Here is a 26108-nt window from a genome sequence, read left to right as displayed (position 1 = left end):
CATCCAAATGCAGCAAATGCTGCTAATTGGATGCCTTTTGACAAATTTATTTAATCACTTTCACATCAGCTTGACCTTTTACAACAAAGTCTCCAAGTTTCCCTTCGAAGTTCATATTCATTTGACCACGAACCCAGTAGAAATCTTGTCGTTCAAACTTGAACTGGCCTTTCTTCGCTTGTTGGTAATAGCCTTTGTTTGATGTTAGAGCTGATACCCCATCTAGAGTCACTTTATCTAAATCAAAGTCTTTAGAGTTATAACCCATTGGTAAAGATACTTGAACTGTGAAAACACCTTTGTTTCCATACATAACCTTAGGTAATACTTCAACAGTTGCTGGAATATAAACAAGGATTGTTTTCGTAATCTTTGTTGTCCATCCAGCATGATCTGTTGCTTCAACTTCAATTACATATTGTCCTGGTTGATCGAAAGAAACTTTTCCACCGTTTTGAACGATTTGACCATTAACAGTCATTTGTTCTTGTGCAATTCCTGATAGATTGTCTGCTGCAGAATAAACTAATTGTAAATCAGTTCCCAAAGCATATTCTTTAGCTACATCTAGAGAAATGGTTGGTGCTGTTTTATCTATTTTTATTTGGACTGTTTGAACTTCTTCTTTGTTCCCAGCATTATCTACACTGTAGTATGATACTTGGGTTACACCTTCTTCACTGATAGTTAAGCTTGTACCTTCTACAAATTCTGAGCCGTTTACTGAATAGTATGTTTGAGCTACTCCACTTAAATTGTCAGTTGCGGTTAGTTCAATCTGGAAGTCGGTATTGTTCCAAGCATCTTGTACATTTGAGGTTGTAACTGGTGCTGTTTTGTCGACCTTCACTTGTACTGTTTGGACTTCTGCAATATTTCCTGCATTATCAACACTGTAGAATGATACTTCGGTTATGCCTTCTTCACTTACTGTTATGCTTGTACCTTCTGCAAATTCTGAACCATTAATTGAGTAAAACGTTTGAGCTACTCCACTTAGGCTGTCGGTTGCGGTTAGGTCGACTTTGAAATCTTTCTTATTCCAAACATCTTCTACATTTGATGCTGTCACTGGTGCTGTTTTGTCGATCTTCACTTGGACTGTTTGGACTTCTTCAATGTTTCCTGACTTATCAACACTGTAGAATGATACATCTGTTATTCCTTCATCACTTACTACTAAGCTTGTACCTTCTGCAAATTCAGAGCCGTTTACTGAATAGAATGTTTGGGCTACTCCGCTTAAGTTGTCTGTTGCGGTTAGATCAACCTTTACTTCTTCGTTAGTCCATACATCTTCTACATTTGATGTTGTTTCTGGTGCTGTTTTGTCAATCTTCACATGTTCTGTTTGTACTTTTTCAACATTTCCAGCTTTATCAACACTGTAGAATGATACTTCGGTGATTCCTTCTTCACTTACAGTTAAGTTTGTGCCTTCTACAAATTCAGATCCGTTTACTGAATAGAATGTTTGGGCTACTCCGCTTAAGTTGTCTGTTGCGGTTAGACCAACCTGTACTTCTTCGTTAGTCCATACATCTTCTACATTTGATGTTGTTAACGGTGCTGTTTTGTCGATTTTGACTTGTACTGTTTGGACTTCTTCTTTATTCCCCGCTTGGTCAATGCTGTAGAAGTAAATATCATTTACCGCTTCGTCTTTAACTGTAAAGCTTGTACCTTCTACAAAAATCAGACCGTCGTATGAATAGAATGTTTTTTCGATTCCACTTAGGTTATCAGATGCTGATAGTTCTACTTTGAAATCCTTTTTGTTCCAAACATCTTTAATATTTGATGATGTAGTTGGTTTTGTTTTGTCTATCTTAACTTCTGTTGTTTTTACTTCTTCTGTATTACCGACCTTATCAACAGAGTAATAAGCCACCTTATGGATACCTTCCTCATTGATAGTGAAGGTAGTACCTTCAACGAATGCGCCATTATTTAGAGAATAGAATGTTTTTTCAACACCTACCTCGTTATCGGTTGCAGTTAGGTTAACATCCACACTCTCATTAACCCAATCAGTCGGTGCATCAATTGTTGTAACAGGAGCTTCTTCATCAATAATTAATTTAGCAAGTACAACATCTGAAGGTGCTGATTCTCCAAATGAATTACTGTAAGATGTCACTATATATTCATGGTTAGCATATGAAAGATTATTAATCGTATAAGTTAGGTTATTGACCTTTTCAGCTATTAAAATTTTCTCACCATCTATAATTTCATAGATGTTGTATCCATTTGCATAGGTTACGAAATCCCAGCTAATTCTTAAACTTGTGTCGCTTAATAGCTTCAAGCTAGCAACAGGTGGTTGCATAATTGGATAGATGATATTTTCTGTAATCTGATTTGATGGTTGAGATTCACCAAAACGATTACTATATGCTGTTACCTCAAATGAATGAATGTCTTCAGTTAGATTGTAAACTTTGTAGCTTCTTGCTGTACCTTCATATATTAATTCACGAACGCCGTCAGTAATTTGATATACACGATATTTATTTGCCCACGCAGCAGCTGGCCAAGTTAAAGTAATATTATTCGCGTTAAATACTTCTCCTGTTAGTTGAGGCGGCTGTACAACTGGCCAGATGAGGGTCAGTTCTACTGAACTTCCTTCTGGTGACTCTTCAAAACGATCACTATATGAATGGACAACGTACTCGTAATCACCTTCGGGCATGTTTGAAAATGATACTGATGTTCCAGTAACCTTTCTTTGGAACACTTTTTCGCCTTCAATCATTTGATACACATTATATCCTGAAGCATATTCTGCTCTATTCCATCTAAGAACGATGTCATTTCCATTTGCAATACTACCAGTAACATTCTCTGGTGCCTGCATAATAGGATGAACTACTGTCGTAGAAATCTCACTACTTTCAGGTGATTCCCCAAATCGACTACTGTAAGAATGAATCTCATACGTGTAGTCACCTTCTGGAAGGTTTGTAAAGGTAATCCCGGTCCCCTTAACAGTAGTTTGTAACACCTTTTCTCCATCAATAATTTGATACACATTATAATTCGTTGCAAATGTTGATGAATTCCATTTTAAAACAAGGTCATTACCGTTAACAAAACTTTGTGTTATATTCTCTGGAGCCTGCATCACAGGGAAATCTATAGTTATAATCATTTCATTTCCTATTTCTGATTCTCCAAAACGGTCACTATATGAATGAATCAAATATTTATGCTCCCCCTCTAAAACATTTACAAGGGTTGCAGTCGAATATCTAGTTGTAGCCTTAGATACCTTTTCTCCATCAACTAATTCATATATTTTGTATGTGTTCGCATATTCAGCTTTATCATACGTAAATACAATATCATTACCATTTTTTATTTCATACGTTACAGTTTCCGGCGACTTCATTATAGGATGAACAACATCAAATGTAATTTGACTTCCATTTGTAGATTCTCCAAATCGTGAACTTACAGAATGAACAACATAAGTATGTTCACCAGCAGATACATTAGATAGGGTTATCGACAAGGAAGAAGTTTTCTGCTTATAAACTAATTCTCTATTAACGAGTTCGTAAATGTTATAACTATTTGCAAACTCTACTGACTCCCAATTTAAAACAACATCATTGCCATTTTGTACCTTATAAGTAAGATTTGTTGGAGTTTCCATCGTCGGGTGATCTAAAGAGAAAGTTAGTTTAGACCCATACTTCGATTCTCCAAAATAAGGTGAATAAGAATGAATAACATAATTGTATTCACCTTCTGGCATATTTCCAAATGTAAATCCTGTAATGGTGACAGTTCTTTTTAATTCTTTTTCACCGTCAACTACCTGATAAATTTTGTAGCTTGTTGCATATTCAGAAGCAGTCCACTTTAAAGAAATATCATTTCCATTTGAAATACTAAAGGTCGGGTCTGTCGGAGCCTTCATAGTTTGACCTTCTAGGGTAAATGATAATTGGGTACCCGCTTCGGACTCACCAAATCGAGATGAATAAGAATACACCTCATAAGAATAATCGCCAGATGGCATTCTTGTGTAAGTGATACTTGCTCCAGATACATTATTCTTAAAAACTTTTTTGCCATCTACAATTTGATAAACCTTGTAAGATGTTACGTATTCAGAAGCATCCCAACTTAATGTAAATGACGTATCATTATTAATTTCTTCTTTTAAATTTTCTGGTGGAGTCATTTTTGGATGAATAATTGAAATTGAAATTTCTGTTCCTTTTTCTGACTCTCCAAATCTAGTCGAGTTCGAGTAGATTGCGTATCTAAAATCACCCTCGGGTAAATTCGCGTATGTAACTGTAGTACCTGACACTGTACTTTTTAAAACCTTATTACCATCTTCTGTTATTTGATAAATTTTATAATTAGTAGTATTTGATGTACTATCCCAGTTAAGAACAATATCATTTCCATTCTGGACTTTGTAAGTAACGTTAGCTGGTGCTTCAAGCTGTACGTTTTCTACAGATAAAGAAACTTTACTTCCTTCATAAGATTCACCAAAACGATCACTGTATGAATGAACTTCATACACATGTTCACCCGCTTCTGCTTTTGCATATGTAACACTTGTACCTGTCACATTACTGCTAACTATTGTTTTTTCACCCTTAATTATGCGATACACTTTGTAACTTTTCGCAAATGGAACGCTATCCCAAGTCAAAATGATATCGTTAATATTCTGTAGTTTATATGACAAATTGATTGGTGCAGTCATTATGATTTCGTCAATAGTTACGCTAAGTTGCCCTTCATCTCCCACAGACTCACCAAAACGGTCGCTGTAAGACTGTATTTCAAATTTATAGTTACCTGCTGTAACATTAGTCAATTTTGTTGATGTGCCAGTTAATGTGCTTTTGAGTTCTTTTCCAGCATCAGTAATCTGATAGAGTTTGTAATTCGTAGAATAAGGAACAGAATCCCAATTTAATGTGATGTCATTACCATTTGTAGTTGTATACTTAAAGTTACTAGGTGACGTCATTACTGGAAAAATGACGTCTGCTTGAGCAATTTCAGAAAGTGAGGATTCACCGTAAAGTGAGTTTTCAGCACTTACTGCAAACTTATAGCTTCCTTCAGCAGCATTAACGATTGTGTATGTTCTAGAATTTGTTGAAGTAAGTAACGTTTTTTGTCCATCTTCATCAATCTGGTAAATATGATATGTTTCTGTATACTCCGAAGCTCCCCACGTTAGTACAATATCGTTTCCGTTTTTAATCGTTTGAGTAAGCGTTTGTGGTGCAGCCATTTCTGGATATGTGATATCAAACGATATTGGGGCGCTTGGCCCAGACTCACCATCTGTACTTAAAGTTGAAACAACAAAACGGTAAGATCCTTCCGCTAAATTATTCAAATTATAACTTGTTGTTTTTACTGTATCCATTAATAGAAGTTGACCATCTGTAATTTCGTATATGTTATATCCAGTAGCACCAAACACTGGACTCCATGTCAACTTTACATCATCAGGTGTTACATTTTGAGATGATAGATTACTAGGTGGTAACATACTACCATTTGCTAGTGCATTGCCAAATGGAAAGAACAGTTGAGAAACCAATAGGAGCAATGCAAAAATCGTGATATTCTTTTTAACAATTTTCCTCATTCAATAGTCCTACCTTTCTAAAAAAAGCCAAAAGAAAAAGAACCTTAAACAAGGTTCATAGGTAAATAGACTATGATTCCTTGTGGCAACCGGCTACCATCCACTAGTTGTGGGTCAGGCCCTTGGCTTTGCGTCCTATGATTTCCCATAGTTTGCCTTTTTCACTTTGGTTTTTTGGTTGATTTATTACTAATATAATACTATTTTACCATTCAATTGAAAAGGTCTATTTTACTATTTTGAATATAAAAATGCACCGAGTATAAGTACTAGGTTAAGCCGTACTTAAACTCGGTTTTTAGTTTCTATTTTCTTTTATCAAAAAAAATTCCATCTACAGGAGCTGATTGATATTGTTTCAAATATTTAGTATTATTCTGTTTACTCTTTTTCAACTTTGACAAATCAAATTGTATATTGCTTTTTACATCTTCAATCTTTGAATCAATGATGGTATTCATCCTAACAATCTCTTTACCCAATTTAGTTTCTTCCTCATTATAAGGTGGTTTTATATCCTCAATGATTGTATCTCTATATTCGAGTAAATGGGTTATTTGAATTATTAGTTCGTCCCTATTTCCCCCGGGTATAGGGTGTTCCAAGATATCCATGAGTTCTTTTGTGACTCGGTATAGTGATACTATTGGGTTCACTACACTTTTCCGCCTTGGGTATGTTGACGTTGACGATTAATTTGAACAACTTCCTTCCATGTATCTCGGAATTCAGTCATATACTCTTCAACCTCTGTTAAAATAGTTAAATCATTTCTTAGGTTCGCTTCCATTAGTCTTCGATTCATATAATCATACATGGACATCATATTTTTTGAAACAGGTATATCCATATTTAAAGTAATCATTAATTCGCTTATAATTTTTTGGACCTTTTGCAAGTTAATATTCTTTTCTTGCATATTCTTCTCTTGAATCGCTTCTCCAGCCTGCTTTATAAACTTCAAACATCCATTATAAAGCATTAATGTTAGTTCCCCAGGTGTTGCAGTAGTAACCGAGTTAGATTGATATGCTTTATATGGGTTATTAATTACCATGATATATCACTCCTAAAATTAACTAAATTGCTGCATAAGATACATAGATTGCTGATTTGCTCTCTGGATTGCTTTTTCCATCTCAGTGAATTGACGCCAATATCTATTTTCAACTTGAAGAAGTCTGTCTTCAAAACGATCAATTTGGTCATCCACATTGTTTAACAGTTTTCCGATTGAGAAGGTATTAGTTACACTAGATGATGTTCCAGCTTTCTTCTCAAGTGCATCCATGACACCTTCATCTGGATGTTTACTATCTCCTTGAAGGATATCCCGGAGTCGCCTTGCCAGTCCTTTTTCCTGAGAAGTTGTTCCGTCTTTCGCAAAAACGTCAAAGATTGCTTTAGGGTCTTTTGTGATAGCTTCTCTCAACTTATCCTCATTAATAACTAATTTTCCCTTATCAAGATAATTCTCAGACGTTGTAATACCGAAATCAGATAATTGATTTAATCCATCCAATCCTGAAACAGGAGTATAAAGGGCAGTTCTCATCTTGTTTATTGCTGATGATAATATGGAATCATTTCGTAATAATCCACTACGAGCCTTTTCTTCCCAAAGTTCAATTTCTTTCTCTTCCATTGCTTCTTTTTGTTCGTTTGAAAGTGGCTGATAATCGCGATAACTTTTTTCAACTAGTTTACCATTTACCTTTTCAATTAATTTGTTGTAATCATCAACAAACTTTACAATTTTCTCTAATATCTTATCCACATCTGCTGAGGAATTAAAGTTTACATCTTCACCACTATTATTTTTTAAGGTTACTTCAAATCCATTGATAGTGAAGACATTTGAAGGACGTGTTGTAGTTAAACCATTATAGGTAAACTCCGCATTTGCGCCTTGAATTTTGGTTACTTGTTTTAAAGGATCCGAGTCCGAATTATCTAACTTTAATGATGAAAACAAACTACCTTGAACATTTGATAGAATTATTTCATCTTGCCCACTTATATCACCGGTATTTTTAGCTGTAATAGCAAGTTTTCCAGTTTGAGAGTCAAAGAAAGCCGACACACCTGTTTCACTGTTGATTTTTGAAATCACAGTACTTAAAGTATCAACCATTGGATCAAAAGAGAGTGTCTTCCCAGTTGAATCCATCGTACCATCAGCTTTAATTGCTTGGATTTTTACTTCTTGAGTTCCAGTTAATCCAAATAGTTCGTTTAAAGTTTTAGAAGAATCAGTGACACCTGTTTCGCCACTAATAAACGTTGAGGACTTAGCCAATTGAGTAACATTGATCGTACCAGAAAAGTCACTGGTTGAATTTATATTACGAACTGATATTTCATCTGGATTTGAAATACTAACTGTCTTTTTATTATAGGTATTTGATAATATCAAATCATCAAACAAAAACTTATTAAAATTTAACATCATGGAATTGACTTCACGATAATCGTCACGTTGCCATTCCAATTTCTGCTTCTTCTGTTGGAGCTTATCTAGCGGAATTCGTTCTGCCTTCATTAAATCACTAACAAGTGTATCAGTATCCATTCCACTTGCTAATCCACCTATTCGCATATTCATCGGTGTTCACCGCCTTTAAATCTTTTTATCTACAACGAAACCAAGAAACTCCGTCATAGCTGCGTAAATATCTAATATTTTCTTAGAAGGAATTTCCCGAACAACCTCATGCGTATCATTATTAACAATTGTCACGTAGTATTCTTTTAAATCCTTATGAAGCTCAAATTTTAAAGATGTATTATTCGGTTCCAAAAATTTATTCAGGCTATCGATCACCTGTTGGACATTCTCTTTTGACACTATTTGGGACAAAGGGGCAGGTTCCGTGTTCCTCAAGGCATCCACTTTATTTTCAGTTTCATATAATTTTTTATGTTGGAAATAGTCTGTGTTGAAGTTCATCGTTGTGTTAGAAGAGATTTTATCGATCGACATTTAGCTTCCTCCTAAACGAACGGGTCTTTATTAGTTATATCGGAAGGATTAAAAAATTATTAAGCTAGCTTCGTTATGTTTCTCCCAATTATTTTTAATAAGCTTCTTATTCACGGGACATATGTTCGGTATAATGAGAATAAAGAGGGAATAAGATGAATTTTTACAATCTAACAGCCATTCAACAAAACGTACTAATCGGAAGCATTATTGGAGATGGTGAAATAGTCAAGCTGTATAAAGGCACGCGAAGTAAAAATAATAGTTACCGTGAACATTTTGGTATCAAACAATTAGACTATCGAAAATGGAAGATGTCATTTGTTCCGGATTTATTGTACATCACATCTAAAAGCAATACGTTACGGTCAAAATCATTGCCACTATTTACTGAATTATATCCGCATTTTTACAACCCTGCTGGAGAAAAAGTTATTTCCGTTGAATTATTATCTAAGTGTACACTTTTACATTTTTCAGCTATTAATTACATGGATGATGGAACTCTCTCAATTACCTCAAGAATTAATCACAAAAAAGGCTAATCTATTTAACTCCAAATGTATATCTGTACTTACAAAACTTTCATCTTGAACAACTACAAATCCTTAGTCTTCATATTCAAGAAACCCTTCACATTAAATTTTCAATTAACAAACGCAGGGATGGACATGATCACATACTAAGGTTTACTTCAACAGACAATACATATGATTTTCTAAAAAGTATATCCCCAGTCACTGCTACTTGCCCAAGTATGTACTATAAAACTAATTGGGAGTGGAGGCTTCAACAAGAAACTGAAATCTATCACAAAAAATACCCAGATTATACTATTCTTTCATCCAATAGTGATCGAAATAAAAATTTTACAGAAGCGTAGATTCTAAAAATGGTTGAGCTGAAACTGAAAGGAGAAAAAGATAAGGTTATTGCAGAATGTTTAATAGGTCCTATTGGTCAATAGTATACAAATTAAAAGAATTAAGAAAGGATGGCCGCCTATAAAGGTAGCCATCTTCAGTGAATATTTATTAACGAATAAGTTGTACAACTCCTTGTGGTTGTTGGTTCGGTTGCTTTGCGACTGTTATCTTTCAATTACAGAATAGACTATATCTTCACCCATTTTTTATGGAGCTGGGCACTTCGAACAGCATTTACTGCCCTACGAGATTCATTATCATAGCCTTATGCCTTAGACCGTATTCTCTAGTCGTTGAACCTTCTCCAGAGTTTCCTCACAGAAGCTTGCCTGCTGCTTGCCCATATCTTTTCTTTTTCGAACCATCACGTTTGTCGTTTCCAACTACGTTGTGGTAAGAAAAACTCTATGGGTTTTCCAGCAATTCACCCGATTATTATCACTAGCCGTTATCAGCTAGGACGACTGTCCTTTCCACTGCTTAAGCAACTAAAGCATAATCTACGTCACGGATACGAGATTCCGCATAAACAATTACTCTTAAAACTCAGCATTTTGGATAAATCTCTTCCGCCAATTCGATTTTAAAAAGGCTTAAGAAGCATGAATAACACTACTAAGAATCTATTAATAAGTATCTAAATAAACAATTCAATCAATATTGCTTTTTACTAACCGACGCAAACGATCAATAGCAGGTTCATATTGGTATTGACTTGCATTTTGATAATAGTAAATTCCCTTCTTAATATCCCCTGTAGTTTCATAATAAACACCTAAGTTATAACTAGCTAAAAAGCTACCGGTTCCTTTAACACTATCATACTCACTTGTCTCTCCAATTGCTAAGCAGTTAAGAAAGCTTTTCTCGATATTTTTAAACAAGTGACCGTATTGCTTGATATTATAAAAGACTAATTCCATATAAAACAAACCACAAACAAAATGAAAATCTGGCATATCTGCCAACCTCTCTTGTTCTTGATGAATAATCCTTAGCCCCTTAGCAAAGGACTTATTATTTATAATTACATATAAATAATCCACAATAAGTGATGGTCTATACCAACTATCTGACGCTATTAATTTATTACTTTCACCAAAATACTTTTCAGACTCTTGTAATCGTTTTTTTAATTGATACTGTTTTCCAACCTGATAGAGGATGTAATCATCATAGGGCTTTTCTTCAAGTTCTTTTAGTAATATAGATAAATTCCGCTGTGTTTTATCTTTTTCAAAGTAACCATCATGAAATACTTCAACATTTATATTTTTTCTAACAAAATCCGACTCTATTTGTTCATGTATACGCCCCGTATATCCGATACCCTTTGGAATTAATCTAGATACGAAAGCCTCGGAGTATCTAATTTCACTGTTTTGAACAAACTTATTAACAATTTTAATACGTCCGATGATGTTCTGATTATTTTCATTATTTATAAAATCAACAATATCTACATTACAATCATTGACTATATACTCATCAGCATCCAATATAAGATTCCAATCCCCAGTTGACTGTAGAAGAGCAAAATTTCGTGCAACTGAAAAGTCATCAATCCATTGATAGTCATATATTTTTGCTTGAAAAGAAGAAGCAATAACTTTTGTATCGTCCGTAGATCCAGTATCTACAATAATAATCTCATCAACAATATTTTTAACGCTATTTAAACACCGTTCTAGATATTTTTGCTCATTTTTAACAATCATTGTTAATGATAATTTTGGCAAAATCCCACTTCCTGACTTTAGTCAATCAGAATATCTTACAATACTCTTTAAAGATAAATTAAATTAATAAAAAGTTACTATAAATTTAATATCGATATTTAGCAATCTATATAGTGTTTATTATTTTATTCAGTTACTGATGCCTATGAAAAACTTCAAGTATTTAAGTACTGATTTGTAGCTATGTCTTTGTCCATAGAATAATCTAAATCTTCATTTACTATAAGGAGAAAGATTATTTTACATTTAAGCGATTTAGAATATATTCTTATGCGTTTGCGCGTTTAATCATTCTAATAAAAAATAATATACCGAGTACTGCTCTAGATTCACCTAACTGACTAATAACTTTATCCAGTTCTTTTATTATTTGTAAGCCTTGTAGTGAAAAATTTAAATACTGAATTTCACTGTTCATTGCAATTTGTTTAGCCTTTTCAATATCTTCCATACACTCTTTAAGTAAATCATTATTTGCCATATATAATGCTCTTTCAAGTAAAGATTCAATCAAATAAACATTGTTGTCCTTAATTCGAATGTCTTTTGGATAAATCTCTTCAATAGGAATATCATGTACTTTTTTCACTACTAACTGATGATACTTCATAGTGGATTCCTGCAAATTATTTATTTGGATGCTTTCCATTTTTGTCCCACGAGTTCCTGAATGTAATCGATAATGTAAGGTTGGTATTGGTAGAGCTAATGTGTTGAAATACCTACAAATTCGTGTCCACATATCATAATCTTGAGCTCTTACAAGACTTTCATCCCACTTACCTACTTTGTCGTAACATTCTCTTCGAACAATAACACTAGGAGTAAAAAAGTGATTCCCCTTAATCTGTTCTTTCAAAGCAAATTGGGATTCTACATTCCTCGCATTCCACATCCCAGAATGAATTAAGGAATTGTTATACTCTTGAAGATAGATAGCAGATGTATGAATAAGTCCAATGCTTTTATTTTCTTGAAATTTTCTAATTTGAATCTCTAACTTTTTTGGTAAGGCGATATCGTCATCATCAAATATCCAAATATAGTCTCCTGTCGCTTTTTCCATCCCAAGATTTATTGCAGAAGATTTTCCACCATTTTCTTTTGAAATGTAAGTTATTGAATGTTGATATTCTTTAAGTATCTTATCCGTTTCATCAGTTGAACCATCATTTACAACTATAATTTCCTTATTTGGATAGGTTTGGAATAATACACTTTCTAATGATTCTTTTAAGTAACTAGCCCTATTATAGGTCGGTATTATTATTGATACTTTTTCATTGTAATCCATCTCGTTCAATCTATGGGATGGTAGGAAACTAGAGTTTCTATTAAAATGACTTTCTTCATCACTTTCCTTTTCTATGTCTATATAACACAATATCCACTGACTAGGTACTTCATTTACCCAATTAATATGGCAACTTGTAAAATTATTTATTAAAGCCACTAAATTTTCCCTTGTAAATATTCTTACATGATCGGGATCTGGGATAGAATATCCTTTGGGAACACTAATAATTATTCTTCCTCCATGTTTACATACCCTTAATGCTTCTTCAATAAAAGGGACAGGATCTGGAACATGCTCCAACACTTCAGCAAGAATAACCGTATCAAATGTATTATCTTGAAATGAGAGATTTGCCCCATCGCCAAGATTAAAATAACAATTGCTTAAACCAAAAGTTTTCACTTTGTATCTAGCTAATTCAATTGCAACAGGATCAATATCTATACCGAATACGTTGTTAACATGCATGGCAATAACTGATGATAATTCACCACTTGCACATCCTACTTCAAGTACATCTCCACTACATATGGGGGCAGTTATAGCAATTCTATTTAGTTCATTTGTATTTTTTGGTCTTCTATAGTTATTCCATTCCCTATTTTCAATTTTATTTGTTAATAGGGTATCTAAGAGTTTTTTACTTCTATCAAAAGCCAAATATTTTTTATATATCTCAAGACCTACCTCACCTATATAATAATCTGATATTTCTTGATTACCTGTTGAAAATGAAAAAACTGCTAAAAATATTTTTATTATTTCATTATCAGGATTTTTTTTCAATTCATCGAACAATATACCATATGCTCTAAAGTAATCCTCATCTAAAAAATATTCCAGAGACTCATAACATTTTGTTTCAATATTAATATCCATGATGTATTATTCCGTCCTTTATTATGATTGTAAATATTGGTTTCTTAACCATAGGCTATCCGGATATTCCATTAATGCATTAGTAATATACTTCTCTTTATTCTCATCATCACCTAGAGCATTTAGGATTTCTATTGCAAACTGATAAAATCTAAAATTATTTTTATTCATAATAGCGTAATTAGAAACGTCTAATGCATTATTTAAACTGTTCGATTTCATCAAACAATTTATAATATTAACAAAATCCTGTTCATCAAATTTATTCCAATCACATAAATTATATAATTGTAATGCCTCCCCTTTAAATCCATTATTAAATAATACCCTTGCAATTTTTAATACTGTATTGTTATCAGTTGTTTCTATTTCATCTAAAATTACATTACAAAGGTCGTATTGTTTATAAGCAAAAAATGCCTGTAATGCATATATCACTAAGCCTTCATCAACATTTATGACTGATTCATTGCCATCTACTAAATCTATTAATTTATTGAGTTGTTCGTTCTGTTTTAATGAATCGAATACTTGCAATATATTTTCATATGAAGTTGCATAATTCCTTAACAATAAAATATCGATAATATTTATCCAATTCGATTCAATCAGTTTTTTTATTATTTCTGGTTTAAATACCTCATGAAATTGTTTAATTTCACCTTGCTCGTAGATAATCAGGTTCTTTAATTGAGCAACTTTCTTTAATAGTTGGTACTCATCAGAATAATCTTCTAAAATTTCTATTGCTAATGAGGGATTGCCTATTTCAAAACACGCTTTAACGTAACTTGTAATATTTTTTTCATTAATTAGTTCTTTAGAAATTAAAAAACTTGCAATTTCTTCAATAGTATGAACCTCACTTAGTATTTCCACTACTTTACTAATGGCTTCATTATTATATTTATTTATGTTTAAAACACTAGTATAGTGATATATTGCACTATTATACTCTTCTTGAAAAAGGTAAATTTCTCCTAAACGTAGATGTGGTCTCTGATCCTTTAAATCAGGCCTGAAGATAATATGACTATATTCCTCTTTATCATTTATGATTCCCTGAAATATTACCTTTGCATCTTCTAATTGACCTCTTTGAAAAAATACCTCTCCTTTTAAATACGGAAATTCAGGTGAATTAATATAAATATTCTCAGCATCCTTAGCGACATTTATTGCATCAGTATATCTTTTCAAGTTAATTAAACAGAGAACAATTTGAACTAATGTAGTAGAAACCCACGCAAGTCGAAAATCTCTTTTAAGTTTATAAGCCTCTAAATAAGAATCTAATGCTTTACCATAATCGCCCAATGAGCTATACTCATTACCTAAATTAAAGAAATCAAATGCATTATTATTCCCCGACTTCATTTCTTGATCAAGTAGCTCCCTGTTACGCTGATTTTTATCTTTTTCAGAAACAGTATGTTTTAGGTACCCTGAATGGAAGATTAATAAATTCGATTTATTATTTCTTAATGGGCCTCCTGTTGCGCTCCTAAATTGCTCATGTATTTTACGATGGTATTCAATATCACCATTATTTTTATAAATCCTATCATGAAAGTTCTGAACTAAATGTTCTCCATAATCACCAGTAAAGTTTAATATTTTTGCGTAATAGGATTCATATTGACCGTTATCTTTTTTTAATTCAAGAATAAATTCCTTGAAATTTTCCTCATCAATATATTCATCTGCATCAAGTACAAGTATCCATTCTCCTGAAGCTTTTGATGCTGCATAATTCCGTGCAGCCGAAAAATCATTTATCCATTCAAATTCATAAATGCTTTTTGTGTATTGTGCGACTAATTCTATAGTGTTATCTGTTGAACCTGTATCTACAACAATTATTTCATCTACTAGATTGACTATAGAAGATAGGCAACGTTCAATTACTTTTTCTTCATTTTTTACAATCATGCATAATGATATAAATGGCCTCATCTTGTTAGTTCCCCTCCTTAAGTAGTAAATTCAATAAAAATATCGTGCTAAATAATATATAGCACGATATTTCTTTCAAGTTACTACTTCCTAATATTTAATATTAACGAAGTAGTTGTAAAACACCTTGTGGTTGTTGGTTGGCTTGCTTTGCCACTATGTCTTTCGATCATAGAATAGACTATATCTTCATCCATGACTTTCATGGAGCTGGGCACTTCGAACAGCTTTTCACTGCCCTACGAGATTCATAGTCATAGCTTTCGCCTTAGACCGTACTTCTCTAGTCGTTGAACCTTCTCCACTCTTTCGAGACAGGAGCTTGGCTGCTGATTATCCATTGTTTCATCTTCATCATTTTCGCACCGTCACGCTGACCGTTTCCAGTTACGTTGTAGTTGGTGAAGCTTTAGGAAGTTCCAGCAATTCACCCAGTGATAATCTTATCCATTACTAAATAAGACGCCCTTTCAATCGTTACCGTAGAAGTTGTAAAACACTTTGTGGTAATTGTTGAGATTGAGCTAACATTGCTTGTGATGCTTGTGCTAAGATTGAGTTCTTAGTTTGTTCCATCATTTCTTTCGCCATCGTGCGAACATTTACTTTCATAAATGACTAGACTATATCTTCACCTTCTAGCAATCTAGTAAGGGTCGGGCACTTCGGATTCACAATGCTGATGGACACTGTTTCACCTACGAATTTCATCATCTTGAGCTTAGCTTTTAGATGGTCTATCCTAGTCGTTGAACCTTCTCCACTCTTTCGAGACAGGAGCTTGGCTGCTGATTGCCCATATCTTTTCTTTTTTCAAACCATCACGCTTGCCGTTTCCAACTACGTTGTGGTAAGAAAAGCTCTAAGGGTTTTCCAGCAATTCACCCGATAATAATCACTAGCCGTTACCAGCTAGGACGACTGTACTTTTCACCGCTTAGGCAGCTAAAGCATAATCAACGTCGCGGATACGAGATTCCGCAGCAGTTAGGTTTTCTGAAGAAGTACCTAAGTTATTAATTGTGTGATCTAAACGATTTTGTAAAGCACCTAGTTGTGATCGTTGTTTAGATACAGCTTCAATCGCACCATCTATATGCGAAATAGCTATACTTGCTGTCGCATTGTCTTTAACAGAAACGTTCGCAGCTGTCATGTTTAATGAAGTTGCACCCATCCCAGAAATTTGAACATTAATGACTTGGCCATCATTTGCTCCAATTTGTAATGTGCCTGAGAAATCGCCTTTCAATAAGTTTTGAGTATTGAACTCTGTATTATTCGCAATTCTATCAATTTCAGACATTAATTGATTTAACTCATCTTGAATTGCTCCACGATCAGCAGTTACGTTGGTATCATTACCACCTTGAACAGCTAATTCACGCATACGTTGAAGGATTGCATGTGTTTCATTTAAAGCACCTTCAGCTGTTTGGATTAGAGAAATCAAATATGTTATCGCAGTGGCTTTTTATCCTCTGCTTCTTTATGTTTCCATAAAGTTCAGGTCATATCTTCATCCTATCAGGATGCCCCGCGCTCGTGGGTGGGTTATTGGTACGGTTCCTCACCACCTGACCGTCACACCTTCCTAATTACTTGTTACCGATTCATTAGTCTTGGCTCGGTATTGCCCACCATCCACATATGTTGGTTTGGGGTTCCACCGAATTCACGGAGTGTTCATCTAAACATTACTGCTTAGAGCGGCATTTCTAGTCTACCGTCTTGAGCGTTTTTAGACGCCATATCTAATCCGCGGATTTGCCCACGCATTTTTTCAGAAATTGCAAGACCTGCTGCATCGTCTCCAGCTTTGTTAATACGAAGACCCGAAGATAATTTCTCCATTGATGATTGTTGTGCATTGTTTGCATTACCTAACTGACGATAAGTGTTAAGAGCTGCAATATTATGATTAATTCTCATTTTCTATTTCCTCCTTGAATTTTGGTAATCCCACGTCCTTGTGGAATTTAAAATATTTACAAATAGTACGAAAGTCGGCCGCCTTTTATACTTATTTGCATTACATACTTAATATCGACATGTATTGCAATTGTTTAATAGATTTTTAGATTTTTTTCAACAAATATTTCGTAAATAAAAATACCCGTAATATTAGTGGTTAACGGGTATTCTTAAAGTTAATATTAAGTTGATTAAGTAGATCTATTGAGGTTTGGGAGGCTTGGTTGTTTTCATTTTGTATGTCTAGATAAACTTCTTTCCGGTGAATTTCAACATGTCGTGGGGCATCTATACCAATCTTAATTTGTTCACCACTAACTGAGAGGATGGTGATTTCAATTTCATCACCAATTTTAATTGATTCATTAACTTTCCTAGTTAAAACAAGCATTCTCCCACCTCCTATTTCGTGAACACCTTTTCAAAGATCTTGTGTTTCGTTTGATATCGTGTATTGTTTAAGATCACTTGTTTACCAAGTTGTTTTTTATTATTTATTACTACTGGAGCTTGTAAGTTAGCTGTTGTTTTTTCAAACGGATCCTCAACTGTTAAAATAACAAACATAGTTACATCTTCTTCTGATATCAACTGTAGTTGATCGACCACTTGATCGTCCAACGCAAAATCATACTCTTTAAAAAAGAAAAAAGGGGTTGTAACAACAAATGCAAGTTGGTCCGTTCCAACTGACTGTAAAATAGAAATTCCTGTATCATCACCAAAAGGAAGCATCACAAATTTCTTTTCTTCCAAAAATCCAGGTAATCCATTCGCAAACGTAATAATTTCTTTTTCTTCTATATGTATCTCGCCATGATATTTTGTATCTATTCTCATTTTTTCACAACCTTATTTTTTATATCTCTTGCTCGTAGTTTACACCTTTATATTTTAAATTAACAAAATCAATCTTTAATGACTTATTTTGTTCAAGAGAAATATCTACTTTACCGGGGATATAATCATGAATAGGTTTATTGATGTTTGCATTTATAATTGGCTTGTTCTCCTTCACTTGAACATCAACCTTAGCTGGGACATAATTAGTCTTGACACTAAAGTGAGACGGTATCCACCCGATGTTAAATTGAAGCTCAAGGCCTTCGCTATTTCGTTTGGCAATATGGGCAATTGAATTTCCACCATTTTCAATTTTCATTAGTTCATTTCCTTCTTGGGCTCGTCTTGCTATTCCTTCAAGTGAATCTTGATAACCCTTATCGGCAGCTTCAGCTATTCGACGAGAAATATGTTTTAAATCCATGTCTGCCCAAGCTTCAGTTTGATCTATAGTAAGTTTTCCAGGTGTAGTTTCTATCGTCAACTCTGCATTTGGCTGTTCAATTGATAAATCTGCTTTAGGTTGTTGAATTTCTTGAACTGGTTTTGTAGTGCGAATACTTATTTTTGCATTTTGAGATTCTAAGCTAATTTGAGCTAACTCCATCGAATCCCTCCTATTAAAAAAGCTATCTCATAAAAAGATAGCTTAACGTAAAAAGTCCATCAGTGTTGGTTGCATAATTTTCGCGCCTACTCCAAGAGCTGCACGATGTACTGCTTCTGCTGTTGTTAAGTTAATAATAACCTTTTCCATTTCCGCATCTTCATTTTCAGAAATAATTTTAGTGGCAATGACTTCTTGAGAACCAAGTCGATCGTTGATGAGTTCAATACGATTATATCTTGCACCAAGATCCGCGCGATTTGCGACAACATTTGAAAGGTGAGAATCTAAAGAATCAAGGTATTTTCCAACATCACCATCGGAATTAAGATCACTTATTAGATTATCCAGTTCTGTGAAAATGTCATTAGTATTATTACCTTTTAAAAGGTCAGTAGACTTTACATTAACATTAATATGGACTCCTTTAGAAACCTCAAGTAAAACATCATTACTAGAGATAGGAATCTTATTAGCAACTAAATCAATCGGTGCTTCTGTAGTGTTTGTGCCATTAAAGATAAACTTATTCCCAACCTTTGTATTGGCGATAGTTGCAATATGCTCTTTTAATTGTTCAACCTCTAAAGCAATATTAGTCTTTTCGTCAGGTCCGTTTGTACCGGTACTTGCCTGGACAGTTAGTTCTCTTACACGATGTAGCGCCTGAGACATCTTATCCATCGCATCATCCGCTGATTCCATCCAAGTATAAGCCTCAGAAAGATTGCGTTGGTATTGCTCAATCTCAGCGAGGTCTGTCCGGTATCGCATACCTTTTATTGCTACAACCGGATCATCGGATGGTTTGGTAATCTTCTTTTGGGTATTTAATTGATCCTGGTATTTCCCAAGTCTTTCATAACTGTTACTTAGATTACGGAGCATGTTATTTGTTAACATGGATTGTGTTACGCGCATTTTTTACACCTACCTTCCACCAGTACCTAAGCCGTTTATTATTCTATCTAGCATTTCGTCCAGTACTGTAATCATTCTAGCCGAACCGTTGTATGCATGCTGGAATTTGATCATGTTTGTCATTTCTTCATCAAGTGATACAGCACTTACAGATTGACGTCGGTTTTCTACTGAATCCTTCAACACTGCTGCATTGTCAGCCATACGAATTGCTTCCTGTGAATCAACACCCATTGAACCGATTAAAGATTCGTAGAAGGACTGAATACTTCCAGCTGTTATCGGAAATCCAGCTAATTTACCAAAATCAGCATTTTTTACATTTGCTAGATTGGTAGCATTGTAGCCATTTCCTGATTCACCTTGTATCGTTGAAACAGCGATGTTGCTGAGGTTGTCAATGTTAGATGAAACACTAATAGTCGATGCGGCACCCGCATGTACTTTTGCCCCAGTTCCAGTAAATGGATTGAAAAAGTCACCACCCTGCGCACTTGGTTCTGTTGAAGTTTTTAACGTATATCCTTGTTTATGAACGTTATTAAACTGATTGGCAAAAGAATAAGCCATTTTATCCAAGTCATCTAGCATTTTGTTGTAAATGCCTTTTTCTTCGCCATTTTCGATATAGCCATAAGCTTCAACTAATGCCTTCATTTCTCCGCTACGTACAAAAGGAATAGTTTGTCCATCTAATTGGAAACCTGTAACAGGCCCTGTTGGTTGGTCATTTACTCCGTCTCCATCTGAATCCATTGCAGGAACGACTGAGAGCTTTTTATAATTACTACCTTCGATCAGTTTGGTCTCTATACCGTTCTCACCGACGATTGAAATGTCTAAAATTCCCTCTGCAACTGGGAGCGAATCGCCACCGCTGCTTCTTGGAGGGTGAACCTTAATTTCCACGTATTTTGAAAGCTCATCAATTAACCGATCACGTTCGTCGTATAAATCGTTTGGTAAATAACCGACTGGCTCAATCTCTGAAATTTGTTTATTTATTTTACTAATCTGATCAGAAAGCGAGTTGACTGTTTTCACAGTTACACTGATTTGTTTGCCAAAGTCGTCTTTTATCGCAGTTAAAGAGTTTGCTAGATAATTGAAAGTGTTTGCTACCATTTCTCCACGTTGGCGCACTACCGAACGTGCACCTTGGTCTTCTGGGTTAGCCGCTAAATCCTGCAGAGACTGCCAAAACTGGTTCATTGTGTTTGCAAGACCTGTTTCAGATGGTTCGTTCATAATTTCTTCCATTTTCCCTAATGCATTTGCGCGTGTTTCCCAATAACTTGTTTTTGTTTGCTCACCGCGGAATTGTACGTCTAAAAAGCTTTCGCGCACACGTTGAATCGTACCAGCTTCAACACCTGTTCCAAGTTGTCCAGGAAATTTGGGTGCATTTAGACCAGGAGATGGATACGGATTTGTCTGGGTGAAGTTGACACGTTGCCTTGTGTAGCCAGGTGTACTCGCATTTGCGATATTGTGTCCAGTTGTATATAACGCACTTTGCTGGGTCATCATGCCGCGGCGTGCAGTTTCTAGTCCATGAAAAGTTGATACCATTTTTCCATCCTCCGTTTAAGCTTTTGAGTCGAACATCGAACGTGTTTGCTTTTTCTCTTTTGTTCCCGCTGGGTTTCCGTAGGTAGCGGTTTGTTCTTGTGGCAGCAGCATGTCCAACGACATGTTCACGTACTGCAACGACTGGTGTGTGAGCTGCTGATTTAATTCGTTTACTGCCTTTAAATCGTGAGTCACTTTTACCAAATCATCATGTAATTCCACCAACTCAGAACGAATTGGCTCAGTAGCAACTTCAATACATTTCGATAATGTCTTCTCTTGAACACGTGGTCCAAGCAAATTATCGACAATGGTAATCCGTTCATTTTCCATTTGCCTTATTGCCAAAATGTATTTTTGCTCTTCTTTCATTTGTTCGTTGAGGGCATCGATGTCGCCTTTTTTCAAGATTTCTGTTTTTCGCTCAGAGAGCTTAAGTAAATTTTGATGTAACGTTAAGATCTTTTTGAGCGTTTCGACTAAGTTTTCAGCTGACATAATGACCCTCCTTTTTCACATTATTTTTTAAAATAAAAATCGTAAACGCTTTTCGCAACGTCCTCTGCGTTCACTTTATATGTACCACTTTGAACTTGTTGCTTTAGGGCTTCAACCTTTTGTTGACGTTCAACGGTTATAGGTGATGTTTCCTGCAACTGTTTTGCAGCCGAAGAGATCTCCACTTTATCCGTTTGAGTTGATTTTTCTGTAGTAGCAACCTTGTTCATTTGTTTTTTATATGGATTCATTCCGACTGGTCCGAACTGGTTAATTTTCATGGTAAAACCTCGCTTTCTATCCGAACTTTATTTCTTTTTTATTATATCGGCAGCGACATGAAAAAGTTTAGATTATTTATCAACATAATACGTTCTTTTTTCACGAATTCGCAGTTCTCGCATTCGTTCCTGTTCTTTTTGGAAACTAGATAATTCACTACGAAGTTCCTTTGTACAGTCGTCGCATAGACTACCTTCCCTAATTATGGTGCGACATTTTTGACATGGATATCCAAGGTTTGGGAATTGCGCAAGACGCAAACGTCCGCTTTTAATAAATTTGATGATTAATTCCTCAGTAACACCCGTTCCCTCTGAGGTCTCAAAGATAGTTGCTGTCCGATTTTCTTTTTTTCGAATAAACGTATAAACCGTTTCGAATGCGATTTGCTCTTCTTTATAGCATTTTTCACATACATCACGTAGATTCGTTTTTACAAATAGACCTCCGCAATTTGGGCAATTCATTAGTTCCGCCATATTGATTCTCTCCTCGAACACCTTTTTTCTATCTATTATATCGGTGGTTTTGGAGGAGTTTATAGTGACAGATTTTTGAAATATCTACCCCCTCATCAACGTCAACGATGAAACTGATCTTGCACCTGCCTCTAGCAGCACCTTCCCCGCTTGCCGTAACGTAGAACCAGTAGTATAAATATCATCCACTAACAAAATATCCTTATCCTGAACTTCTCCAGTCACTCGGAAGACATTTTCACCAGAAATCCGTTCTGAACGGCCTTTTTTCGATTGTTTCTCAAGGTGAGTCCTCGCCAGCGCATCATGAATTGACACATCCAACAAACCCGCTAACGCCTTAGCCTGGTTAAATCCACGTTCATACAAACGCTCGTCACTTAATGGAATTGGTACAACAAGATAAGTAGGATTAAAATGAGTTTTGAAAGCTTTTGTAAGAGGGGTTTTAAATATAGAAGAAATCACAAAATCTCCGCGGAATTTATAGAGGGAGATCACATCTTTTGCAAAGTCATTATAGAGGTAAATCGACCGGTTCTTTGTGAGGACACCCTGCCAGCGAGGATCCTTTTCCCAGCGAACGCAGTCATAACAGAGGTTTCCCTCGCGATATTCGTCAGACACATCAGAAAAAGGCCGACCACAACCTTCGCAAAATTCATCTTCTATTTTTTCGAATTTCTCACTACAAGTAGAACAAAGTGGATCAGGTTCTACTAAAGAAAACAAGGTTGCCCATGAATCCACTTCTTCAAAATATTGATTGCAAAGAATACATGTAGACATCGGTTAGCTCCTTTGAAAATTAGCGCATTGAGGATTTTTTGCTACGATGTTGACAGCTTCTGCGATTTTTACATAGATATTCGCCATCATTTGTTTATTAAAATATTGAGCCCGAACATACGCCATACCACTATCTTTCGAGACATATCGCGGTGGTATATTATTAAGCGTGAGGGCGAACACATCATTTTTACATTGTTCACATTTACAAGGCAGGTTAAATTCAGACCAGTTATCATTGATTGCTTCAGCCACTAATGGCTCCATTGCATTAAAAACCTTCATATGAACCTCTCCATTCTCTTTTTTCATCATCATACAATAAACATAAATTGGAAATACTTTTGGCCTACTCATTTAATTTGACAGTCCTTCGTATTATTCCTTTTTAACGATCGAAAAATAATGCTTTGGTCCTATCCAAAAACCCCTATGCCAGATTCCGTCCAGCTTAGGGGTCACAAGGTCAATTAACCATTTTTCCATAAAAAATAAAGCGGTGTGGCGCGTTTCCAATGTATCCGAACGGAAAACAGGTTGTTACAATAAGCTCCTCGTTTGGCGCTGTTGATTTAATGATGGTCCGGTCGTCCGCATCCACGATTTTCGTATCCACTATTTCATAGGTAAAATCACCGTATGGCATTTTCACAACAAATGTGTCACCGATTGCAAGTTCATCAAAACGTCTAAAAGTGGTATCGCGGTGGCCTGAGAGAACGATTTGATCATTTTGCGTCGGTAGCGCGGTGCCGAGATAATGACCTACGCCCTTTGCGAGTTCATCCTCATCTGTTCCCTCGATGATTGGCATTTTCTCACCTAGCTTTGGAACTTCTAAAACTCCCATTGTCTCGCCTTTTTCAAAGGTTGGAATTACAACTTCCTTCTCTGCCTCTTCCTCTACAGGAAGAGCTGAAATGAGTTCCTCTGCCTGGACCAATGCTTCTTTTTGTGCTTGATTTGAATCCCAAATTTGAAAAATCGAGTACCCTGTTAATGATACTCCACCGATGATTAACAAAAGAGCAAACGTATAAACAACCTTTTTCACTGGAAATCACCACCATTTTCGTTCTTTGTCCGTTATCTTTATCATAATCAAAATGGGTTGCAAAATCAATCAATGAAGCCGTTTTGGAGGGCCTCTTTGTTCATTTTTTCGATATGCTGTTTTGCCTTCACCATTTCTTTTGTTTTTCCGAAATGAAAAAACAAAATCTCACCAGTCGGAAATTGTGCACTTCTACCAACCCGGCCTGAAATTTGGACCAAAGCACTCTCCGTAAAAATGCGATCCTCCGCTCCCAAGACAGCCACATCAATATTCGGAACGGTTACGCCTCTTTCTAAAATGGTTGTTGTGACAAGGATTGGAATTTCGCCGGTACGGAAGCGCGCTACCTTATCTTTGCGCTCCGTATCCTCGGCATGAACACCTTGAATTCGTAGATCGAGCGTTTGTAAAATCTGGACAATGCTTTCAAGATACGTAATCCGCGTGACAAACAGGAAGGCTTGTTTTCTGATATCAAGATGTTCCTTAATCCATGTCATCACATTCCCTGGCAACCTCTTCTTTTTTAGTCTCTTCTCCCAGTTCCCACACCATACAAATTCAGGCACAGGCAATGGATGACGATGGTACCTAGCCGGAATCGTGACAGCTTTTCTTTTACCAGCTGAAATTTCATTTTTCCATGTTTTGTTTGGTGTTGCAGTAAGGTAGATGGTCGAGGAGATCTCTTTTTTCGCTTGGTTAACTGCATGTTGCAGCATCGGTTCCACGGAATACGGGAAGGCGTCCACTTCATCAATGATGACCATATCGAAGGCTTTGTAAAAGCGAAGCAATTGGTGGGTTGTAGAGAGTGTGATAGGGGCTGTCTTGTTGCGATCCTCGCTTCCTCCATACAAGGCGATGACATCAACTTCTGGGAATGCGGCTTTTATCCGCGGTGCTAGCTCAATAACGACATCGGTTCGTGGTGTGGCAATACAAACCTTTTTACCTGCTTCAAGTGCCGTTTCAATTCCTTCAAAAAGAATCTCCGTTTTTCCCGCTCCACACACGGCCCAAATCAGGAGCTGATCATTTGTCCGAACCACTCGAATAAGTTCTGTGGAAGCTTTTTGTTGTCCAGCAGAGAGTGTTCCTTCCCATACAAGTGGTTTATCCGGGATTTCTACTGTCAGTCTTGGCCCCGCCCAACTCACCATAACCGTACATTCGCTCATCCGCCCCATATTAATACACTTCCTGCAGTATGTACATTCCTGCCGACATCTTGCACATTGAAACGACGCAAACAGCTTTTGATCCGAATTGCCACAGCGAACACATGAATAACCTTCTTTTGTTTTCGTAATGCATTTTCGATAGTGCACAAAACCATTCAAATAATGTTGTTGTATGTCTTCAAGGGAAAATGGAATTTCTTCGAGTAGGAGTTGCTTGCGGTAGAGTAGGTATTGGAGTTCTGGGGAGTAGTCATAAGAAGGGTTTAGTGGTTGAGGGTATCCAGATTCATGGTCGGATATTCGTTTAAAACCATGTTTGCCCGATAATGGTTCGGGGATTAATATTTCGTTTTCTAGTATAAACCTCATAGGTAACCTCCAATTTTTAGTTTATGTTTTTTTATTGGGCTAATAGTACCCGATGTTTCTCTAATTTATAGAAAAATCTCCTTAACAAAAGGTTTCCAAACTAAAAATCAAG

General features: G+C 35.6%; 22 protein-coding genes, 2 pseudogenes and 1 riboswitch. Of the genes and pseudogenes, 1 reads left to right on the top strand and 23 read right to left on the bottom strand.

Going from position 1 to position 26108, the window contains the following annotated elements; translation table 11 throughout:
* Window positions 1–46 precede the first annotated feature (46 nt).
* The 5 genes from CKK03_RS03900 to flaG all read right to left on the bottom strand — a co-directional run bounded on the left by CKK03_RS03900 (window position 47) and on the right by flaG (window position 8624).
* Window positions 47–5641, bottom strand: a complete 5595-nt coding sequence (locus tag CKK03_RS03900) for an OmpL47-type beta-barrel domain-containing protein (protein WP_099361316.1) — start codon at window positions 5639–5641, stop codon at window positions 47–49.
* Between the two features lie 81 nt (window positions 5642–5722).
* Window positions 5723–5808: riboswitch (cyclic di-GMP riboswitch) on the bottom strand.
* 138 nt (window positions 5809–5946) lie between these two features.
* Complete coding sequence (gene fliT / locus CKK03_RS03895; RefSeq protein ID WP_099361315.1) at window positions 5947–6297, bottom strand: flagellar protein FliT; 351 nt, start codon at window positions 6295–6297, stop codon at window positions 5947–5949.
* Complete coding sequence (gene fliS, locus CKK03_RS03890) at window positions 6297–6698, bottom strand: flagellar export chaperone FliS (protein WP_099361314.1); 402 nt, start codon at window positions 6696–6698, stop codon at window positions 6297–6299. Before fliS ends, fliT begins: the two co-directional genes overlap by 1 nt.
* An 18-nt stretch (window positions 6699–6716) precedes the next feature.
* A complete protein-coding gene (locus tag CKK03_RS03885; RefSeq protein ID WP_099361313.1) occupies window positions 6717–8246 on the bottom strand; it encodes a flagellar hook-associated protein 2 in 1530 nt (509 codons plus the stop codon).
* A 15-nt stretch (window positions 8247–8261) separates the two neighbouring features.
* On the bottom strand, window positions 8262–8624 hold the full coding sequence (gene flaG, locus CKK03_RS03880) for a flagellar protein FlaG (protein WP_099361312.1): 363 nt from the start codon (window positions 8622–8624) through the stop codon (window positions 8262–8264).
* A 155-nt stretch (window positions 8625–8779) separates the two neighbouring features.
* Here flaG and CKK03_RS23955 point away from each other — a divergent pair, with 155 nt between their 5' ends.
* Entirely contained in the window at window positions 8780–9169 is a 390-nt protein-coding gene (locus CKK03_RS23955) for a hypothetical protein (protein WP_245863998.1), read from the top strand.
* A gap of 1031 nt (window positions 9170–10200) precedes the next feature.
* Here CKK03_RS23955 and CKK03_RS03870 read toward each other — a convergent pair.
* The 18 genes and pseudogenes from CKK03_RS03870 to CKK03_RS03785 form a co-directional block, all read right to left on the bottom strand.
* Window positions 10201–11289 carry a glycosyltransferase family 2 protein gene (locus tag CKK03_RS03870; protein WP_245863997.1) on the bottom strand — a complete coding sequence of 363 codons (1089 nt, stop codon included), beginning with the start codon at window positions 11287–11289 and terminating at the stop codon, window positions 10201–10203.
* A 268-nt stretch (window positions 11290–11557) separates the two neighbouring features.
* The gene (locus CKK03_RS03865) at window positions 11558–13465 is read right to left on the bottom strand and encodes a glycosyltransferase (protein ID WP_099361311.1); all 1908 of its coding nucleotides are present in this window, start codon (window positions 13463–13465) and stop codon (window positions 11558–11560) included.
* A gap of 21 nt (window positions 13466–13486) precedes the next feature.
* Window positions 13487–15421 carry a tetratricopeptide repeat-containing glycosyltransferase family 2 protein gene (locus CKK03_RS03860; protein ID WP_099361310.1) on the bottom strand — a complete coding sequence of 645 codons (1935 nt, stop codon included), beginning with the start codon at window positions 15419–15421 and terminating at the stop codon, window positions 13487–13489.
* A gap of 477 nt (window positions 15422–15898) precedes the next feature.
* On the bottom strand, window positions 15899–16000 hold the full coding sequence (locus tag CKK03_RS03855) for a flagellin (protein ID WP_281254470.1): 102 nt from the start codon (window positions 15998–16000) through the stop codon (window positions 15899–15901).
* 358 nt (window positions 16001–16358) lie between these two features.
* Window positions 16359–16871: pseudogene (locus CKK03_RS03850) on the bottom strand (flagellin N-terminal helical domain-containing protein); the annotation flags it as partial.
* Window positions 16872–17149: 278 nt separating this feature from the next.
* Window positions 17150–17353 (bottom strand): annotated as a pseudogene (locus CKK03_RS03845) (flagellin N-terminal helical domain-containing protein); the annotation flags it as partial.
* 199 nt (window positions 17354–17552) lie between these two features.
* On the bottom strand, window positions 17553–17786 hold the full coding sequence (csrA, locus tag CKK03_RS03840) for a carbon storage regulator CsrA (protein WP_099361308.1): 234 nt from the start codon (window positions 17784–17786) through the stop codon (window positions 17553–17555).
* An 11-nt stretch (window positions 17787–17797) separates the two neighbouring features.
* Window positions 17798–18235 carry a flagellar assembly protein FliW gene (gene fliW, locus CKK03_RS03835; protein WP_099361307.1) on the bottom strand — a complete coding sequence of 146 codons (438 nt, stop codon included), beginning with the start codon at window positions 18233–18235 and terminating at the stop codon, window positions 17798–17800.
* 19 nt (window positions 18236–18254) lie between these two features.
* Entirely contained in the window at window positions 18255–18845 is a 591-nt protein-coding gene (locus tag CKK03_RS03830; RefSeq protein WP_099361306.1) for a DUF6470 family protein, read from the bottom strand.
* 42 nt (window positions 18846–18887) lie between these two features.
* Window positions 18888–19766, bottom strand: a complete 879-nt coding sequence (flgL, locus tag CKK03_RS03825) for a flagellar hook-associated protein FlgL (protein WP_099361305.1) — start codon at window positions 19764–19766, stop codon at window positions 18888–18890.
* A 9-nt stretch (window positions 19767–19775) separates the two neighbouring features.
* Window positions 19776–21338, bottom strand: a complete 1563-nt coding sequence (flgK, locus tag CKK03_RS03820; RefSeq protein ID WP_099361304.1) for a flagellar hook-associated protein FlgK — start codon at window positions 21336–21338, stop codon at window positions 19776–19778.
* 15 nt (window positions 21339–21353) lie between these two features.
* Window positions 21354–21836, bottom strand: coding sequence for a flagellar protein FlgN (locus CKK03_RS03815; protein ID WP_099361303.1), 483 nt, complete (start codon window positions 21834–21836; stop codon window positions 21354–21356).
* A gap of 20 nt (window positions 21837–21856) precedes the next feature.
* Window positions 21857–22117 (bottom strand): flagellar biosynthesis anti-sigma factor FlgM, encoded by a 261-nt coding sequence (gene flgM, locus CKK03_RS03810; RefSeq protein WP_099361302.1) that lies wholly within the window; start codon window positions 22115–22117, stop codon window positions 21857–21859.
* A gap of 72 nt (window positions 22118–22189) precedes the next feature.
* Window positions 22190–22597 (bottom strand): TIGR03826 family flagellar region protein, encoded by a 408-nt coding sequence (locus tag CKK03_RS03805; protein WP_099361301.1) that lies wholly within the window; start codon window positions 22595–22597, stop codon window positions 22190–22192.
* 84 nt (window positions 22598–22681) lie between these two features.
* Window positions 22682–23386, bottom strand: a complete 705-nt coding sequence (locus CKK03_RS03800) for a ComFC family protein (RefSeq protein ID WP_099361300.1) — start codon at window positions 23384–23386, stop codon at window positions 22682–22684.
* 3 nt (window positions 23387–23389) lie between these two features.
* Window positions 23390–23743 carry a late competence development ComFB family protein gene (locus CKK03_RS03795; protein WP_099361299.1) on the bottom strand — a complete coding sequence of 118 codons (354 nt, stop codon included), beginning with the start codon at window positions 23741–23743 and terminating at the stop codon, window positions 23390–23392.
* A gap of 109 nt (window positions 23744–23852) precedes the next feature.
* Window positions 23853–24440 carry a class D sortase, LPxTATN-specific gene (srtD, locus tag CKK03_RS03790; RefSeq protein ID WP_099361298.1) on the bottom strand — a complete coding sequence of 196 codons (588 nt, stop codon included), beginning with the start codon at window positions 24438–24440 and terminating at the stop codon, window positions 23853–23855.
* A 65-nt stretch (window positions 24441–24505) separates the two neighbouring features.
* Window positions 24506–25996 (bottom strand): ATP-dependent helicase ComFA, encoded by a 1491-nt coding sequence (locus tag CKK03_RS03785; RefSeq protein ID WP_099361297.1) that lies wholly within the window; start codon window positions 25994–25996, stop codon window positions 24506–24508.
* Between the last annotated feature and the right edge of the window lie 112 nt (window positions 25997–26108).

The sequence above is a fragment of the Fredinandcohnia onubensis genome, assembly GCF_002734215.1.
GTDB classification, from domain to species: domain Bacteria; phylum Bacillota; class Bacilli; order Bacillales; family Bacillaceae_L; genus Ferdinandcohnia; species Ferdinandcohnia onubensis.
The sequence above is the reverse complement of the archived record's forward strand: the minus strand, read 5'-3'. Positions and strand labels throughout refer to the sequence as shown.

Excerpts from the sequence above, each read along its gene's own strand:
- CKK03_RS03900 (WP_099361316.1), bottom strand. The coding sequence starts at position 5,641 with ATGAGGAAAATTGTTAAAAAGAATATCACGATTTTTGCATTGCTCCTA.
- fliS (WP_099361314.1), bottom strand. The coding sequence starts at position 6,698 with ATGGTAATTAATAACCCATATAAAGCATATCAATCTAACTCGGTTACT.
- CKK03_RS03885 (WP_099361313.1), bottom strand. The coding sequence starts at position 8,246 with ATGAATATGCGAATAGGTGGATTAGCAAGTGGAATGGATACTGATACA.
- flaG (WP_099361312.1), bottom strand. The coding sequence starts at position 8,624 with ATGTCGATCGATAAAATCTCTTCTAACACAACGATGAACTTCAACACA.
- CKK03_RS23955 (WP_245863998.1), top strand. The coding sequence starts at position 8,780 with ATGAATTTTTACAATCTAACAGCCATTCAACAAAACGTACTAATCGGA.
- CKK03_RS03865 (WP_099361311.1), bottom strand. The coding sequence starts at position 13,465 with ATGGATATTAATATTGAAACAAAATGTTATGAGTCTCTGGAATATTTT.
- CKK03_RS03860 (WP_099361310.1), bottom strand. The coding sequence starts at position 15,421 with ATGAGGCCATTTATATCATTATGCATGATTGTAAAAAATGAAGAAAAA.
- CKK03_RS03855 (WP_281254470.1), bottom strand. The coding sequence starts at position 16,000 with ATGATGGAACAAACTAAGAACTCAATCTTAGCACAAGCATCACAAGCA.
- csrA (WP_099361308.1), bottom strand. The coding sequence starts at position 17,786 with ATGCTTGTTTTAACTAGGAAAGTTAATGAATCAATTAAAATTGGTGAT.
- fliW (WP_099361307.1), bottom strand. The coding sequence starts at position 18,235 with ATGAGAATAGATACAAAATATCATGGCGAGATACATATAGAAGAAAAA.
- CKK03_RS03830 (WP_099361306.1), bottom strand. The coding sequence starts at position 18,845 with ATGGAGTTAGCTCAAATTAGCTTAGAATCTCAAAATGCAAAAATAAGT.
- flgL (WP_099361305.1), bottom strand. The coding sequence starts at position 19,766 with ATGCGCGTAACACAATCCATGTTAACAAATAACATGCTCCGTAATCTA.
- flgK (WP_099361304.1), bottom strand. The coding sequence starts at position 21,338 with ATGGTATCAACTTTTCATGGACTAGAAACTGCACGCCGCGGCATGATG.
- CKK03_RS03815 (WP_099361303.1), bottom strand. The coding sequence starts at position 21,836 with ATGTCAGCTGAAAACTTAGTCGAAACGCTCAAAAAGATCTTAACGTTA.
- flgM (WP_099361302.1), bottom strand. The coding sequence starts at position 22,117 with ATGAAAATTAACCAGTTCGGACCAGTCGGAATGAATCCATATAAAAAA.
- CKK03_RS03805 (WP_099361301.1), bottom strand. The coding sequence starts at position 22,597 with ATGGCGGAACTAATGAATTGCCCAAATTGCGGAGGTCTATTTGTAAAA.
- CKK03_RS03800 (WP_099361300.1), bottom strand. The coding sequence starts at position 23,386 with ATGTCTACATGTATTCTTTGCAATCAATATTTTGAAGAAGTGGATTCA.
- CKK03_RS03795 (WP_099361299.1), bottom strand. The coding sequence starts at position 23,743 with ATGAGTAGGCCAAAAGTATTTCCAATTTATGTTTATTGTATGATGATG.
- CKK03_RS03785 (WP_099361297.1), bottom strand. The coding sequence starts at position 25,996 with ATGAGGTTTATACTAGAAAACGAAATATTAATCCCCGAACCATTATCG.